A 17,169-nucleotide genomic window follows, 5' to 3' on the forward strand; every position below is an offset into this window, starting at 1 on the left:
TTTAATAAAATACTATTGTCGGGTATTGTGGAAGAAAATAGGTATGCGGAGGGAAATATGACAACAGCAAACCTTTGGAATCGAAATTTCAGCTTGGTGATTCTTGCGTCTACGATGGGTACTATCGGGGGAATTGCAGGAGGTTTTGCGCTGGCATTCCTGGTTTTCGATGAAACCGGGAGCACTTTGGCATCCGCTCTGATTCTCGCAATACAGCTTCTTCCCTTCCTGTTTATTCCTATCGTCATTGCGCCTATTATGGATCGGCTTCCGAGAAAGACTTTTCTGGTCATGGGAGATGTTGCAAATTCCTTTTTGATTTTCGGCATGGGACTATGGCTATTGTTTTTTGACTTTTCCTACATTGGGTATCTCGCGCTGTCTTTGCTTCTGGCCTGTCTCGGATCGGTAGACGAGTTGGCCTTCACCAGTATTTATCCGGAGCTTATCCCGAAGGGCGCGGAGCAAAAGGGTTACGCGGTATCTTCCATGCTTTATCCGGTTTTAACGGTGATTATGACCCCGTTTGCTGCGGTACTTTTGGACACGTTCGGTGTGGCATGGATTCTGATTGCGCAGGGCGGACTATCGCTTCTTGCCGCTATTACGGAGAGTTTTATTCGTTTGGATGAAACGGAACGGCATCATTCCGAACCCTATTCTCTTAAGGCATGGGGCTCGGACATACGGGAGGCGGTACAGTATTTAAAGAAAGAACGCGGCCTTTTGAGTCTTTATGAATATATGGCGGTGAGCAATGGTGTTACCTGTGCCTATTCTCCCCTTCTCATCGCTTTTTTCCGTACTTTTCCGGGATTCACGGCGGCAATGTATGCCGCATTTTCCGTGGTGGAGTTTATAGGAAGGTCCATCGGCAGTGCATTACAATATCGAATTAAAATTCCGGATAAGAAAAAGTTCGGTTTCGTGTTTTTTGTCTATCAAACATATTCCGCGATGGACATGTGTTTGCTCTGGCTTCCTTATCCTTTGATGCTTGTGAATAGAGGAATATGCGGTTTTCTCGGGAGCAACAGCGCCATCATAAGAAATGCAGCCGTACAGAGGTATATTCCGGAGAGACTCCGGTCTCGAGTCAATGCTTTCGAAGGAGTTCTGGTTACAGCCGGCTGCAGTGCATTTTCTTTGGTGATGGGCTTTCTCGGAGAGATTCTGGATTATCGGTGGTGCATTACGATTGGCGGAACGTTCACCTTACTGGCCGGTTTTGTTCTGATTTTAGTCAGGCAAAAAGAGGTTCGCAGGCTCTATGAGCCGGATATCAGTGAGGGGACTGGAAATTAGGGACGTTTTAAATTCGGCCCAAAGCAATTTCCAATAAGGCTACAAATTGTAATTTCAAGTGCTCTTCTTGAAGAATTCTCTTGTTATCATACATCACCAACCTTCAGCTCGATGTTCGTTTTATTTTGAAGGAATTCCCGTAGTTCTCTTTCTTTGTTTCTGCGTCGTGCGTACCGAAACATTTTTACTTGATCGACTTCGTATAATGAAAAAATAGCCTCCAAAGCCGCCGGATAATCTCCGAAAGAGAGCATGTCCTTTAGCCGCTTGTTAGCAAATAAATCAACTATCAGTTTTTCAATTGCCAGTTGATGCTGATTATTCCTTCCTTTTGGAGATTCACTAATTAGGCGATTGATGATTATGCTGTTATCGATGCCATAGCGAAGAATCTGTTTTAAATCAGGTTTTAGAAGTACTTTTCCCGCAAATTCAGATACTATTCGCTCGAATACAAATTCGCATCCGTCCTTTTCTACCTCAAGGAAGATGTAATTGCGGCCAATCTGATGATTGAGAAATTCATTCAGCCAGCTGAATTCCCAAATTCTGTATTCAATCAAAGGAAATTCCTCATCCATAATAGAAATTATTTGCAAGGAAATATCGGAGTATTGATTTTCATATTTTATCGTATTCGCTGAATCTATGACTTTTCTATATTGGTTTCGTCCGATATGTTCGAGTTTTGAATTTTCAATCATGTATGAAAGTAATCCTTTAAGTTGCCCTTCACGAAAAAGAGGATCGCTTTTTTGTGCCAGCTTTAAGATATCCTGTCTTGAAATGGTATAGTCAGGCAACGTATCCCTAAGTAAATAATCCTTCATTCAGACCTCTTTTCTATAGCGGCAAATTCTTGTTTTTTTGCCGTTATGATTCACTATATAATATATCGTTAACGAGTGAGAACACAATACCATATCGGCAAATTTTGTTTTTTTTGCCGATATGGCTAAAGCTGATTTTTTTCTTCTTTTTCAGCTTCATTTCAGTTTTTTTTCCTATACTCCAGTCATGAAAGGAATTGAAGCAAGTGCTTCCAACTTTCATTCAGGAAACTAAAGCAGACAAGGAGGGATAAGCATGAAAAAGAGGATTGCCTTAATACCGGCTTATAAACCCAATATACAGTTATTGGAATTTGTAAAAGGAATTGAAGAAAATGGAATGGATTGCCTGATTGTAAATGACGGTTCGGGAGAGGAGTATTTGTCTCTCTTTCATAAGATAGAACGGGAAACGGAGGCCAGAGTGCTGTCCTTCCCGGAAAATAGAGGAAAGGGTGCCGCTTTAAAGGCGGGACTGGAATATTTGCAGAAGGAAAATGTGGGATTGCAAGGGGATTTCACAATTATCACATTGGACGCGGACGGACAGCATTTGCTGAAAGACGCCCTCAATCTACTTTCTGTAGCAGAGGAGAAAAAAGATACTCTGATTCTTGGCAGCAGAACCCAGTCCAAGGATTCTCCTCTTCGTTCCAGAATCGGAAACGGCATTACCAAGGAGGTGTTTCATCTTTGCACCGGCGTGGAAGTGAAGGATACCCAGACAGGGATGCGGGCATTTTCCGGTAAGATGATTCCGAAAATGCTGACGATTCCGGGGGAACGTTATGAGTACGAAATGAATGTGCTTTTGTATTTGGCAAAGGAAGGAGTGCCTATGGAAGAAGTACCGATTGAAACAGTATATATCAATGACAATGCGGAAAGCCATTTTGATACGGTGAAGGATTCCTATCGGATCTACAAGCAGATTTTAAAATTCTCTGCCAGCTCCTTAGTATCCTTCCTGGCGGATTTCTTGCTCTACAGTTTCTTCTTCCTGATTACAGGAGGACTGTTTGTATCGAATTTCCTGGCAAGAGTCATTTCCCTACACCTAAATTTCTTCTTAAACAAGACCATGGTATTTTCCACGGATGGAGAGAAGGAAGATATTGCAGAAAGCAAAAAGAGGATGGAAAACGCTAGAGTGCAGAAGGGAACTAAGTGGAATCTATCCGCATTAAAGAGCTTTAAGAAGGAAGAGTACCTTTCCTATCTAGGATTGGCAGCATTTATCTTCTTAATTAACAGCTTCATCCTATCGGGAATTGTAGGAAGCTTGGGAATGAATCCTTACCTGGCGAAGATTTTAACGGAAGGCCTGTTGTTCTGCCTGTCCTACTTCGTGCAAAAGAAATGGATTTTCGGAAAGAAAAACAGCAAGAATGAAGCGGTGAAGGAGAAAGAGCTTATGAGGTCCCGTGGATTAACAAAGACAGAAGCTTCTATGGCATTTTCCGGAAAAATGGATGAGGAATTAGCGGTTTTTGAAGAAGCCTTAAAAGAGAAAAACAAGCAGATTATGCAGGTACAGGCATAAGGAAAGGATAGAAATATGAGAAAGTTTAACGGAAAAAAAGCAGGAATTATATGTGGTGTGGCATTGGCTTCATTTACCTCCTATGCCCTCCTGGATACCTTCGTAATCCCCCACCCCATGCAGACGGTGTCGGGACAGAACTTAGATTCCAACGGGCTGTCTATAAATGAAGAGGAGAGTACAGAGGCGGAAAATGCCTATGCAGCTAATCAGGATCAGGACGGTTTAAGTTCCAATAACTCCGGACGAAGTGGCTTCAATCAAGATGATTCCGGGCAAAATGGATTTAAGCAAGACGGCTATCATCAGGATGGTGAGAATAACGACAATTACGATGAAAACAGCTCTGATCAGAGCTTTGGCGGAAATGGTGGATTCGATAATGGACAGGGCTTCGGTGGTCCCGGAAATGGCGGCTCCGGCGGACATGGTCAAGGCGGCCCGGGACGGGGAGGACAGGGTAGCTCCGGTAGTACAAGCAGCACAAGTTCCGGAACGGTAATCGGCACGTACTCTGATAGTAAGAGCAAAATTACCGTAACTCAGTATAGAGCCTATGATAGTAATATTTATGTGGCAGATGTGGAGGTAACAGACGGAACAAGTATTCTTTCCGCATTTGCAAACAATACCTATGGAAGAAACATTACCGACACTACTTCCGATATGGCGGAGGAAAACAATGCGGTTTTAGCTATTAACGGAGACTACTACGGGGCAAGACAAAGTGGCTATGTCATTCGAAACGGTGTGGTATACAGAAACCAGGGAAGTAACGGAGAAGATATGGTGATTTCCAAGGATGGAAGCCTTTCCTTCATTTCCGAATCCGACACCACTACAGACTCTCTGATACAGAAGCAGGCTTGGCAGGTTCTTTCCTTTGGGCCGGTTCTTGTAGAGAACGGAGAGGTAGCCGTTACGGAAAATGATGAGGTAGGTATGGCTATGGCCAGCAATCCAAGAACAGCTATCGGTACTGTAGCCAAGAACCATTATCTCTTTGTGGTGTCTGACGGAAGAACTTCTGAAAGTGCGGGATTAAGCCTTTACGAGTTGGCAAACTTTATGAAGTCTTTAGGGGCGACAAATGTCTATAACTTGGATGGGGGAGGATCCTCTACCATGGTGTTCCAGGGAGAGGTGGTAAATAACCCCACTACCAATGGAAACAAAATTTCCGAGCGAGCAGTCAGCGATATTTTGTATATCGGAAAGAATTCATAATACTAATAATAAAGGAAAAAACATGGAAAAGAATCAAGTTATTTATTATCATTCGGCAAGTCATCAGAACAATGCTGAAGAAAGGATGGAGAAAATGGAGAAGCTTTATGAAACAAAAGAGGGGCAACTGTCCTGGAAGTCTCTTCTCCCCATTGGCTTGACAACGATCTTTGTCTTTGCTTTTGCGCAGATTTACGGACTTTTCTCCCACGGCGTGTACTCAGCTTTTATGAGCTATGCCTTTTTACTCCCATTAACCCTCATTTTCCTTCCAAAGTTTATCAACCTATGCACAGGCAATCGCCTTTGGAATCTTTCTTTGGAAAATGGGGATGAGGCAGGGGAAAAGAAGCTATTCTTCACCTCTTTGGCATTCTTCCTTTGGAAGAGCGGTGTGGCGGTACTTACGGTAGGCTCCATCTATAAAGGAGTACTGGAGATTTACGGAACCAGCGGCACTTTTGAATGGATTTACTTGGTAGTGGGAATTTTGGCATTAGTATCCGGAGGAATCGCTGCTTTATTGGCAAAGAAAGAATAAGCTATAAGGGAAAATGGAAAAGGGCTTGTCGTGTAAGATAAGCTCTTTTTTCGCGTTGGAATTGTGGTTTAAGACTATAATAATGGAGTGGTGTTTATAAGTCTATGCAATAAAACTGATAATTTATAAAATAATCCAATTTCTCTCCTGTGGTTCTCTGGCGTATACTCTTCTTCGTTACAGCTTAAAAGAGTGGCTTAAGGAGGAAAAAATGAGAAAAAGCTTAAAGTTCGTGTTGCTCTTGGGAACAGTGGGGGTACTAATGGCTGCCTGCGGAAATAAGGCATCAAGCAATGTGGAGAGTAGTGCAAAGGGTACCGAGCAAAGTACGGAATCTGTTGCCGCTACAGAGAAGAGCACAGAGAAGGCAACAGAAAAGGCAGAGGTTTCCGAAAAGAAGATGGTAGAGGGAACGGTAAACAATACCGTTGACTTATCCAAGTATGAAAAAGGAAAGAAGGTTCGCCTTTGGATTCCTGTGCCGCAAAGCAGTGAGTATCAGACTGTTGAGGACGTAAAGTATGATGCCGGAAATGCTAAGGCGGAAATGAATACAGACGACTGGGGCAATCAGATGCTTTATGTGGAATGGGACGAAAATGCCGAGCCCGCCGATAGAGTGGTTAAGCTGGATTTACAGGTAAAGAGAGAAGAAATTGTAAGCCCTGAATTAAAGGAGGATGAGAAGGCGGAGCTTCCGGAGGATGTGAAGAAGTATCTGGAGCCTTCCAAGAACCTTCCCTTAAATGACCAGGTGAAGAACAAGGCCGCAGAAGTAACCGAAGGAAAGACTACAGATTTAGAGAAGGCAAGAACTATCTATGACTGGGTTATTGCCAATATGAATCGGGATGAGAGCGTGAAGGGTTGTGGAGAAGGCGATGTTTGTGCCCTTTTAGACACAACTATGTCCGGAAAATGTACCGATATCAACTCCATGTTTGTAGCCCTTTGCCGTGCATCCGGAATTCCTGCCAGAGAACATTTCGGAATCCGTATCAATGCGGAGGATATTACGAAGAATCAGCACTGCTGGGCAGAATTTTATTTAAAGGGAACAGGTTGGGTCTCCGCAGATCCCGCCGATGTGTTAAAGGCTGTTTTAAAGAATAATTGGACAAAAGACCAGACAGAAACCAAGGAAAAGCAAGAGTACTACTTCGGAAACTGCGATGCAGAGCGTATGATTTTGTCTGATGGAAGAGACCTCACTTTAAGTCCTGCTCAGGATGGAGAGGCTTTAAATGATTTCGGCTATCCATACGCAGAGGTTGACGGATTAAAGCTTGATAACTACACTCCGGATCAATTCGTTTATACCTACAGCTTTGCGAAGAAAGCATAATGTAGAAAAGAAGGCATAATGTAGTAAAGAAGAGCGTACAAATCAGAATGCTTCTACTGAAAAGCTTCTACTGAAACACTTCTATTGAAACAGGCTACTAAATAGTATCAAAAACATGTAAAAAAGCATTTCCATTTTCTTCCTGTATAGAGGTTTTGGAGATGCTTTTTTCTTTTTAGAAAAGTCTTGGAAGAGATACCTTTCTTTCAGAAAGTGAATATCAATAGAGTAAAGATTTTTTCAGTTGATAAAGAAATAAAAAAAGAGTAATCAATACCCCTTCGTGAACATTCGCAGGTCTTTTTTCCGCTACAATAGAGTGCTATACTGGTAGCAGAATTCCAAAGGGGGACGGCAAAATGAATACAGCGCTTTCTGCAAAAGTGAAGGATATTATCATGGTGAATGTGGGCATAGTCATAGTGGCTGCCGCAGTCTTTTTCTTTCAAGTGCCCAGTCATGTGGCAGTATCTTCAATTTCCGGTCTGGCCATTGTGCTTCATCATTTTCTACCCTTTTCTGTGGCGACTTTAGTAATGGCGATGAATATCTTCTTGTTAATTATATCTTATTTTTTTGTAAGCCATCAATTTGCCTATAAAACAGCATACGGTACCATCATGTTGCCTGCGGTTATGCTCCTCTTTGAAAAGCTTTTTCCCAATAATCAATCTTTAACAGGAGATGTCTTTTTGGATGTGGTAGCCTATATCTTCTTTGTCAGCATTGGACTTTCTATTCTTTTTAACCGAAATACCTGCTCCGGTGGACTGGATGTAGTGGCCAAGATGATGCAAAAGTATCTCCACATGGATGTGGGACAAGCCATGGGACTTGCGGGGATTTGTATTTCTATCCTATCCATCTTTGCCTTTGATGCAAAAAGTGTAATTTTATCGGTGCTAGGCACCTACTTTAATGGCATCCTTTTGGACCATTTTATCTTTGGACAGACCATTAAAAAGAGAGTTTGCGTGATTACCACCGAGGAAAAGGCGGCTATTCTTACAGAATTTATTTTGAATCGCATCCATAGCGGTATGAGTATCTATGACATTATGGGAGCCTACAGTCATGAGATGAAGAAGGAAATTGTGGCGGTAGTGGATCGGCAGGAATATCAGAAGCTGATGGCCTTTTTGGAGAAGGAAGATCCGAAGGCGTTTATTACCGTTTATAATGTGGCGGAGATTCACTATACGCCGAAGAAGTGGTAGGAGAAATACATAGAATACTTGTCGTTGACAGATAAGAAAGAGAAATCTGTAAATATGGAGTAGTATATAGATGATATTTGCTAAAGAAAGAATTGTGAAAATATGAATGAATTAATTTATTCCAATACAAATAATATCACTGTGGATGCCTGCGAAATTATAGATAGTGCTCAAACAGCAGCGTATCGTGCAGTTAATACCACACTAACTATTCGCAATTGGTTATTGGGGAAGCGTATTTCAGAGGAAATATTGAGGGAATCGGACAGAGCTGAATATGGTAAAGAAGTGATTAAAGAACTTTCAAATACGCTAACTAAGAAATATGGGAAAGGCTTTAACTTAAGAACTCTGTATAAATGCCAGCAGTTCTATAGGTATTTTCCGGAGATTGTGCGGTCATTGGCCGCACAATCAGATGGAGTTTTAATTGTGCGGCCAATGACCGCACAATTGTTGTCGTGGAGTCATTATGAGAAGCTGTTACAGGTTAATGATGAAGTTGCAAGAAACTGGTATGCAAAGGAAGCTTATGAGCAAACATGGAATGTAAGAACATTACAAAGAAATATTTCATCACAGTATTACTATCGAATGCTTAAAGCACAAGATAAACATGTGATTGAAAAAGAAATGAAAGAATTGACATTAGCATACCAAGATAAGCTTGAATTTATAAAGAATCCTATTATTGCTGAATTCTTAGGAATGCAAGAAGATACATCTTATTTAGAATCAGATTTAGAGCAATGCATTATTGATAACTTGCAAAAGTTTCTTATGGAACTTGGAAAAGGCTATGCATTTGTGGCAAGACAGCAGCATATTCATACGGAAAAGGAAGACTATTATATTGATCTTGTTTTTTATAATTATATTCTTAAATGCTTTGTGTTGATTGATTTAAAAACAAAAAAGATTACACATCAAGATGTTGGACAGATGGATATGTATATCCGTATGTATGATGAACTGAAGAAAGGATCTGATGACAATCCTACATTAGGAATTGTTTTATGTTCGGATACAGATGAGGATATAGCAAAATACTCTATATTACATGATCATGAGCAATTATTTGCTTCAAAGTATAAGCTATACCTTCCAACAGAAGAAGAACTTAAGGCTGAGATTGAGACACAGAAGGAAATGTTCTATTTAACTAATCAAGAACTCGAATAGCCGTAAGATTGGGAAACATTCTTGCTAACAAAGCATTAAGAATAAAGGAGTAAATAAAGTACTATGCAAAAAATCTGCTTCGTCTGCCATGGCAATATCTGCCGTAGTCCCATGGCGGAATTTCTATTTAAAAGAATCTTGGAGGAGCATGGGAGAACAGAAGACTTTCAAGTATCTTCCAAAGCAACCTCTTCGGAGGAAATTTATCGTGGACAGGGGAATCCTGTCTATCCTCCGGTACGGGAAATTCTGGAAGGCCTGGGAATTGATTGCAGTAAAAAAAGAGCCTGCCAATTGCAAAAAGAAGACTATGAAAATTACGATTATTTCATAGGGATGGATGAAAGAAATCGGGAGAATATGAGGCGGATTTTAGGCGGAGACCCCAATGGCAAGGTTTCCCTCCTTGGAGATTATACCGACCATCCTCATCCCATTGCCGACCCTTGGTATAGCGGGGAATTTCAGGCCTGTTATGAAGATATCCTAGAGGGATGTAGGGGACTATGGGAACAGATTAAAGAGAAGTAAAAGAGGGGCTGTAAAAAAATCAAAATAGTTTTCTAAGCAATATAGGTCTAAATTTGGGGCACGCTCTCGCTAGCTTCGCCTGACTGAGCAGTGGTTTTGTTAACCACTGCTCACTTTGCTTCGCAAAGCAAATTCCTTCGGAAGTTGGTCTGTTACAGGACGACTTTTCTGATGAAAAGTCTGTCCTTGTGGATACTAAGCGAAAAACTTCGATTCTCTTGTTTTTCGCAAGTACCGACGGGCTCAGACTACCCCTCATTTAGACCTATATTGCCGAAAATCTATTTCTTATTTTGATTTTTTACAACCCCTTTTCTTCTGTTTAAATATGTGCGAAATGTGTTTGTTTGTGTGTTTTGCCTAAAATACATGGCAATATTTTGTGTTTTTGCTTATTGATAACTTATATAAGTAGGGTATAATGCAGATAGTTATTTGTTCAGAATATACAAGAAAGATGGGAGGAAAACAATGAAAAAGAGAGTTTTATCCGCAGTGTTGGCCCTTTCCTTAGGGGCATCTTTGCTGGCGTGCGGAGCAAAGACAGAGGGCAATACCGGAGATGCATCTGCTAAGGCGGAGGAGGGAAAGTCCGAAGCCGCTGCGGGAGAAGAGAAGGCAAAGGGCAGTGGAGAAACCTTGACTGTTCTTTATATGTCCGGCGTTTATGCAGATGCGGCTAAGTCTATGGTGGATGAATTTGAAGAGAAAACCGGTGCTAAGGTGGAAGTTATCGATATGCCATACACCGAGCTTCACCAGAAAATGCTTTTAGATTTCACCAGTGGAGCAGGAACCTATGATGTAATTGATGTAGCCAGCCAGTGGGATGGAGAATTTGCTCCTTACCTTACTGATTTGCAGCCTTATATGGAGAAGGACGATGTAAAGGCGGAGGACTTCATTGACAATGTGATTGCAAACTCCGGAAAGTGGCAGGATAAGTACATTGGAATTCCCAATGCTTCCACACCACAGCTTTTTGCTTACCGTACCGACATTTTCCCGAACGGACTTCCGGATACTTGGGAAGCGTACAGAGAAGAGCTAAAGAAGGTAACCAAGAAGGATGAAGGTTTCTACGGTGCTTCCATTTCCGGTATCACCGGACAGCTTGGCGGCGTGTTTGACTATGTACTTTGGTCTAACGGTGGTGCATGGGCGGATGAAGATTGGAAGGTTACTATAGACTCTCCTGAAACCAGAAAAGCTTTAGAGCATTTGAATGCTTTACAGGAGTCCCTGGATCCTAACTGGCTAAACTGGGGAACCGATCAGTCTATTCAGGCATTCTTAAACGGAGATGCAGCGGTTTGTGAAACCTGGCCTACATTGGGCTTGGTACAGGATGCCGACAACCCTGAAAAGTCCAAGGTAGTTGGAAAATGGGCATTGTCCGTAATTCCAAAGGAGAAGACCGGAATCACCCTGCTTTCCGCATGGGACTGCGCTATTCCGGAAGGCTCCAAGAACAAGGATTTGGCTTGGGAGTGGATCAAGATGTATACCAGCCTGGATAAGCAGAAGGAATTCTACGACAACCATGGCATTCTCTCTCCGAGAAAGGCTTTCTGGGAAGAGGATGGCATTAAGGGTACATACATGGATACCGTTCGTGAGGCACTGGACACCGCAAATATGTGGTGGAGAGTGGCGGCCTCCACACAGGTGGACACCAGCTTTAACACTTTGATTTCCGCATATCTTTCCGGACAAAGTGACTTGGATACTACCGTGAAGGAAATGAAGGCTGCTGTGGAAGAAGCATTACAGCAGGCTCCTCCTGAAGAGGGAACCAAGAACTATAATCATTAATCTATTTTGTAGAGAAGTATTTTTGCTTATCTCAAAAAACAGTTTTAAAAAGAATATGCTAGAAAGTTAGAGGAATACAGTATGAATGGCACAGAAATAAGAAAAGGAAATAGAGGTAGAGGAGAAAGGCTGTGGTCCTGGCTTTTCCTGCTTCCTACCATTTTATTCTTAGGCTTTACGGCCTTGTTACCCCTACTGTATTCCCTCTATCTCAGTTTATTTCAATACAAAATCAATCTTCCCAATGCCGTTCCCAAGTTCATCGGCATTGGGAATTATCTTCGGATGCTTCAAGACAAAAACTTGGGTGTAAGTGTGGGGAACACGGTTCTTTTTGCGGTGGTTTCCGTATCTTTAGAGTTGGTTTTAGGGCTTTTGGCGGCTATGATGCTTTGCGGCACCAAAAGAATTTACCGCATTTTTACTTCTTTGCTCTTGATTCCCATGATTATGGCTCCTGTAGCCATTGGTACGCTGTTTCGTATGATGTTGGACGGCAGTACGGGAATCATCAATTATCTCTTGCATTTTGTGGGTGTACCCCAAATGAACTGGCTGAGTAATCCAAAAACGGCTATGCCGGCAGTAATTTTTGTAAATGTCTGGCAGTTGATTCCCTGGGTATGCATCATTACCATGGCAGGGCTTAAGTCCCTTCCACAGGATGCGCTGGAAGCGGCCCGGGTGGATGGGGCGAAAAATCGCCATATCTTTTTCCAAATCGTGCTTCCCATGATTAGTCCCTTACTGATTATTGTTTTAATGCTACGTTTCGTGGATGCTTTCAAGGTGTTTGACACCATCTATACTATGACCAACGGCGGTCCGGGAAATGCTACGGAAATGTTGCCGAACTATATTTACAAGCAAGGCTTAAAGTTCTTTGATGCCGGCTATACGGCGGCTCTGGCCATGGCCTTCGTTTTCTCTATGACCATTGTAAGTTTCCTTTTCCTTCGCTGGAGAAAAGCGGTGGAGGAGCGAGTTTTGTAGTGCATAGGGATAGCAAGATAACTTGTATCATGAAGTCGATTGCTCCTATAGAAACAGTTTTTATGGAAATATGAATGTGAACACAATCTGCGAAAGCAGTGTATCAATATAATTTTACTTGGTGATTTATCAAAGGGTTTAAAGGAAGAAAATGATGGCTAAGAAACATAGAATAGATGCAAATGATTCCATGGTGCATGAAATATTGGGAAATGTGTGGGGAAGCCCTTTTCGTATAGTGTTTACCGCTGTGCTGATGTTGCTGGTTTTGTTTCCCTTATACTGGCTTTTTTCCAGTGCTTTTAAAATTAGGGCGGAGTATTTGGCGAATCCTCCTCTTTTGATTCCCCATGTTTTCACCATGGAAAATATCAAAACAGTGTTGTCTATGAATGGTCTTGGACGGCAGTTTATGAATTCCATGATTGTAAGTCTTAGCTCCACTGCCATTTCCCTGCTTTTTGGCTCTATGGCCGCTTATAGTCTGGTGCGAGGAAAGTTCTCTAACCTTACCAGACAGATTTTCGGTCTATGGTTTATGATTCAGAAAATGTATCCGGCCATTGCAACAGCAATTCCTATTTACCTTGTGATGCGGAAGCTACAGCTGATTGATACCTTGCCTGCTTTGATTATTATGAATACCAGCTTTAACCTGCCATTAGTAATCTGGTTAATGATGGGCTTCTTTGCTCAGGTACCTATTGAAATGGAGGAGTCCGCCAGAATTGACGGTTGCCATTTCCTAAGCCGCTTCTTCTATGTGGTTTTTCCGGTAACAAAGTCCGGAATTGTGGCAGCAGGAATCCTGGCATTCGTGGGAGCATGGAACGAATTCCTCTTTGCGGTTATTTTAAGTATCAATAAATCTAAGACATTGCCTGTAGTTATTGCGGGATTTATCACTGATAAGGGCTTGGATTGGGGACCAATGGCGGCGACTTCTCTGATCAGCTTGCTACCGGTTTTGGTACTGGTATACCTTTGCCAGAAGCAGTTCGTGGAAGGACTGGCTATGGGAGCGGTGAAGGGGTAGAAGAAGGTGAATCATAATACGAGCGGGCAATAAGGTGGATATTCTTTATGAGAACTAATAGTCGAACAGTGATGATTAAATATTTTTGTGCATTAATGATTTTGACTATTTTATTTCTTTATCTTATTTGCTATCGATTTTCTGTACAAAGGACTTATTCAAAAAAAGTCATTGTTCTCCTCTCCGGTTCTGAGGAGGACATGAGTTGGAACAAGGCAAATATTGATGGTATTAAACTCTATAATGCAAAAAATGATCAGCGAATAGAATATATCGAGAACATAGCAGAGAAAGATTTTGAACGTAAGATTTTACAATATGCTGATCAGGGATATGGTCTCATTATTGGGGCAGGTGCACAATTTAATGACGTTATAGAAGCTACAGCGCCTAAATATAAAAATACCTTGTTTTGTATTATCAATGGTTCGTTTTTAAATCAAAAGAATATAGTCTCTGTTCAAATTAAAGAAGAGGAAGTAGCTTATATCGCTTCCTGTATAGCCGGGAAACTAACGAAAACAGGAGTGTTTGCAAATATTGCAGGATTTCCGAATGAGCCAATGAAGAAAATGTTGGACATTTATGAGAAAAATGCTGTTCGCGTTGCCCGGGAAAGAGGGCTTGGTCAGGCGCACTGTCTAAGGGCATATACCAACAGTTGGGATAATATTGACTTAGGATATAAAATTACAGAACAAGTGTTAGAAGAAAATGCAGACATTGTTCTGGTATATGCTAATAAGGTTTGGCAAGGAAGCCTTAAGGCGCTTCAAGAAGAACCGGGCAAGGCAAGTATGATTGGAATTGCTACGAATCAGTGCTCTATAGATGAGAACATTGTTTTGGCATCTGTTATATTTGATTTTGATAAAGTTTACACATGTATTATGGACGAATATAAAAAGGGACATCTTGGCAAGCAAAGGGTATATCCACTGGGAATGAGCCAGGATCTTTTTCACGTGCAATATAGTAAGAAAATACGAGGACAAGTAATAGAGGAAATTGATACTGTACAAAAAGACTTGAAAGCAGGACGGATTAACTTGGGCAAGGAGTAACAAATGAGTCTTTGGAAAAAAATGTCATTCACAATTATTGCGGTTATTGTACTTATTACCGGGCTTTGTGGAGTGATTTCTTACAGAACGGTACAAAGTGTAATTATTCAAAATAAAAAAGAAGAAATGGGAAATATGCTGAACCTTATTGATATGAATATAACGCAGCATATAGAAACATTAGATAGATTGATTGACGTTATTAGTGATTTGGTGTTTGCCCCCAATAAAATGATTAATGAGACAGGAGTAAAGATATTTGGAGAAACGGAGCTTTTTATTTTAGAACAGGAAATTAATGTTTTTCCTTCGGTTAAAAATTTATATGCTTTGAATCAACAAGATGAAATTTTTTACCAATATAAGATGAGTCAAATTTCTTTAGAAGAACTTTTCGTTCAATTGGGTGAGGATAAAGTAAAGCAAAATAAAAATATATGGATAAGCCTAGAGGACGGATCCATCTTTTTACTTAGAACGATATGGGTGGAAGGGGAAAAGAAGGGATCAATTGTTCTGGAGTTTAACCCCGAAATATTTATGCAATTACTGATTAATAATTTAAGTACTTTCCATCATCAAATTACTCTTATTACGGATAAAAATGGGAAGGTGATTTGTTCGAATACCAGTGTGCCGGCAGAGTATCTTAATATAGTAAAAGAACGATATGATACCGGAGAACATACCTTTCAATTTAACTGGAGCAACGTTAGCTATTTTGCTTGTGGTCAATACAATGGCGTTACCGGATGGAGACTATTTTCTATTGTTGCTACGAAAGACATTTTTCCGCAATTACAACTGTTAAAAAATAGAGTAATCACAATTACTGCTTTATCCGTGCTTATGGGATTTCTAATCAGCTTTCTTCTTGCATGGACGATAACTAAGCCATTGAAAGAGCTTTCCAAGGCTATGGAGAAAGCACAAAATGGTAACTTTGACATTCAGGTTCATACGAATCAAAAGGATGAAATTGGAAGCTTAATTCAATCCTACAATTTTATGCTGGGTGAAATTAAAAGGCTTATTCATGTGGTTACGGAAGAAAAGATGGCGCAGAAGACAGCAGAATTAAATGCTTTGCAAGCGCAAATCAATCCTCATTTTTTGTACAATACTTTAGATACTATCAATTGGATGCTTTTAGCAAGAGGAGAGGACGATATTAGCGATTTAATTGTTCGTTTGGGAGAATTGTTAAAGTACTCTATATCAGGCGCAAATACATTAGTGCCTTTGCAAGAAGAAGTAAGATACATTAGAAATTATTTAGAAATTCAGAAGTGTAGAATGGAGGAACGTTTGGAATACGCTATTTCCATAGAGGAATCATGCAATGCGTATCCTTGTCCTAAGCTTCTCCTGCAGCCTCTTGTGGAAAATGCAATAAAACATGGTTTAGAACCTTTGGTTCGAGGAGGTAAAGTTTGCATTGTTGCCGTAATAGATCAAGGAGAGTTGAAAATTTCTGTTATTGATGATGGGCAAGGAATGGAAGCAGAAAAGATACAAGATATACTTTTGGATAAGCGTGTTGGCCTTAATAATGTGGAGAAACGAATCAAATTAATTTACGGACAGAGCTATGGTTTGAGAATTCATTCTCAAAAGAATAATGGGACCACAGTGGAAATTCATCTGCCGTTAATAGTAGAGGAGATTTTTCATGAAGATTATGATTGTAGATGATGAACCTAAAATTAGACAGGGACTCAGGACTTTACTTTCCGGTCAAGAAGGAATGGAAGTAGTGGGGGCTTATGAAAGTGCTATTTCTGCATTACTCGCCATTTCGGAGAAAAACCCTGATGTTCTCATTACAGATATAAGAATGCCTGAGTGTAATGGATTGGATTTTATAGAAAAAATAAGAGAGAAAGATAAGCGCATAAAGATTATTATACTTAGTGGCTATAGCGAGTTTTCTTATGCACAGCGGGCTATTAAATATGGGGTATATAGATATCTCACAAAGCCGACTAATCCAAGAGAACTTCTTATGGCTTTAAGAGAGCTTGGTTTTAATACACGAAAGAATGATGGAGAAACAGTTGGAAAAAATGTATTTTCAGAAAATTTTGAGGTGGGAAATTATTTAGTTAGAGAAGCGATGAATTATATTGAAGTGCATTATGCAGAAAAAATAGGACTCAAGAGTATAGCAGATGTTTTGCATATTTCTCCAAACTATTTATCGGACTTGTTTCGCTTACATTTGAAAGATAATTTTTCAGATTATCTTTTGGCTTTTCGATTAAAAAAAGCTTGTTTGTTTTTGGAGTTGCCACAATATAAAGTGGCAGATGTTTCTCAAATGGTTGGGTTTAAAGACGCGACTTATTTTAGTACAGTATTTAAAAAAGCATACAATGCTACTCCATTGGAGTACAAAAATACTGCAAAAAAACTATATTAATGATATATTTTTCGAAAAATGTATACATAATATATGTAAAATAAATAAAAGTGATAAAATATATGTAGAAAACAAATAAAATCAGTAACTTATCATATATTCAATAAAAAACAAAATA

Annotated in this window: 15 protein-coding genes; 14 read left to right on the plus strand and 1 reads right to left on the minus strand. The window is 40.4% G+C overall.

Annotated elements, in window-relative coordinates:
• The first annotated feature begins 57 nt into the window (after positions 1-57).
• Positions 58-1,305, plus strand: a complete 1,248-nt coding sequence (locus tag HNQ46_RS01930) for an MFS transporter (protein ID WP_183682288.1) — start codon at positions 58-60, stop codon at positions 1,303-1,305.
• Between the two features lie 86 nt (positions 1,306-1,391).
• Here the strand turns inward: HNQ46_RS01930 and HNQ46_RS01935 are convergent, their stop codons facing one another.
• Positions 1,392-2,135 (minus strand): DUF6577 family protein, encoded by a 744-nt coding sequence (locus HNQ46_RS01935; protein ID WP_183682291.1) that lies wholly within the window; start codon positions 2,133-2,135, stop codon positions 1,392-1,394.
• Between the two features lie 256 nt (positions 2,136-2,391).
• Between HNQ46_RS01935 and HNQ46_RS01940 the strand changes: the two genes are divergently transcribed.
• The 13 genes from HNQ46_RS01940 to HNQ46_RS02000 all read left to right on the plus strand — a co-directional run bounded on the left by HNQ46_RS01940 (position 2,392) and on the right by HNQ46_RS02000 (position 17,051).
• Complete coding sequence (locus HNQ46_RS01940; RefSeq protein ID WP_183682294.1) at positions 2,392-3,678, plus strand: bifunctional glycosyltransferase family 2/GtrA family protein; 1,287 nt, start codon at positions 2,392-2,394, stop codon at positions 3,676-3,678.
• Positions 3,679-3,693: 15 nt separating this feature from the next.
• Complete coding sequence (locus HNQ46_RS01945; protein ID WP_183682297.1) at positions 3,694-4,905, plus strand: phosphodiester glycosidase family protein; 1,212 nt, start codon at positions 3,694-3,696, stop codon at positions 4,903-4,905.
• 22 nt (positions 4,906-4,927) lie between these two features.
• Complete coding sequence (locus HNQ46_RS01950; protein WP_183682299.1) at positions 4,928-5,446, plus strand: hypothetical protein; 519 nt, start codon at positions 4,928-4,930, stop codon at positions 5,444-5,446.
• A gap of 211 nt (positions 5,447-5,657) precedes the next feature.
• Complete coding sequence (locus tag HNQ46_RS01955) at positions 5,658-6,791, plus strand: transglutaminase-like domain-containing protein (RefSeq protein ID WP_183682302.1); 1,134 nt, start codon at positions 5,658-5,660, stop codon at positions 6,789-6,791.
• A 359-nt stretch (positions 6,792-7,150) separates the two neighbouring features.
• On the plus strand, positions 7,151-8,008 hold the full coding sequence (locus HNQ46_RS01960; protein ID WP_183682304.1) for a YitT family protein: 858 nt from the start codon (positions 7,151-7,153) through the stop codon (positions 8,006-8,008).
• 102 nt (positions 8,009-8,110) lie between these two features.
• Positions 8,111-9,190, plus strand: coding sequence for a PDDEXK nuclease domain-containing protein (locus HNQ46_RS01965; protein WP_183682308.1), 1,080 nt, complete (start codon positions 8,111-8,113; stop codon positions 9,188-9,190).
• Between the two features lie 63 nt (positions 9,191-9,253).
• Positions 9,254-9,721, plus strand: a complete 468-nt coding sequence (locus HNQ46_RS01970; protein WP_183682311.1) for a low molecular weight protein-tyrosine-phosphatase — start codon at positions 9,254-9,256, stop codon at positions 9,719-9,721.
• Between the two features lie 471 nt (positions 9,722-10,192).
• Positions 10,193-11,536: an ABC transporter substrate-binding protein gene (locus HNQ46_RS01975; protein ID WP_183682314.1), complete on the plus strand. Its 1,344-nt coding sequence runs from the start codon at positions 10,193-10,195 to the stop codon at positions 11,534-11,536.
• Between the two features lie 81 nt (positions 11,537-11,617).
• Positions 11,618-12,529, plus strand: a complete 912-nt coding sequence (locus tag HNQ46_RS01980) for a carbohydrate ABC transporter permease (protein ID WP_183682317.1) — start codon at positions 11,618-11,620, stop codon at positions 12,527-12,529.
• Between the two features lie 154 nt (positions 12,530-12,683).
• A complete protein-coding gene (locus tag HNQ46_RS01985; protein ID WP_183682320.1) occupies positions 12,684-13,565 on the plus strand; it encodes a carbohydrate ABC transporter permease in 882 nt (293 codons plus the stop codon).
• Positions 13,566-13,660: 95 nt separating this feature from the next.
• Positions 13,661-14,629: a BMP family protein gene (locus tag HNQ46_RS01990; RefSeq protein WP_279287705.1), complete on the plus strand. Its 969-nt coding sequence runs from the start codon at positions 13,661-13,663 to the stop codon at positions 14,627-14,629.
• Positions 14,630-14,632: 3 nt separating this feature from the next.
• Positions 14,633-16,324: a sensor histidine kinase gene (locus HNQ46_RS01995; protein WP_183682328.1), complete on the plus strand. Its 1,692-nt coding sequence runs from the start codon at positions 14,633-14,635 to the stop codon at positions 16,322-16,324.
• The gene (locus HNQ46_RS02000; protein WP_183682331.1) at positions 16,302-17,051 is read left to right on the plus strand and encodes a response regulator transcription factor; all 750 of its coding nucleotides are present in this window, start codon (positions 16,302-16,304) and stop codon (positions 17,049-17,051) included. The genes HNQ46_RS01995 and HNQ46_RS02000 overlap by 23 nt, the downstream gene beginning before the upstream one ends.
• The last annotated feature ends 118 nt before the right edge of the window (positions 17,052-17,169 follow it).

Source organism: Oribacterium sinus (assembly GCF_014202695.1).
GTDB lineage: Bacteria > Bacillota > Clostridia > Lachnospirales > Lachnospiraceae > Oribacterium > Oribacterium sinus.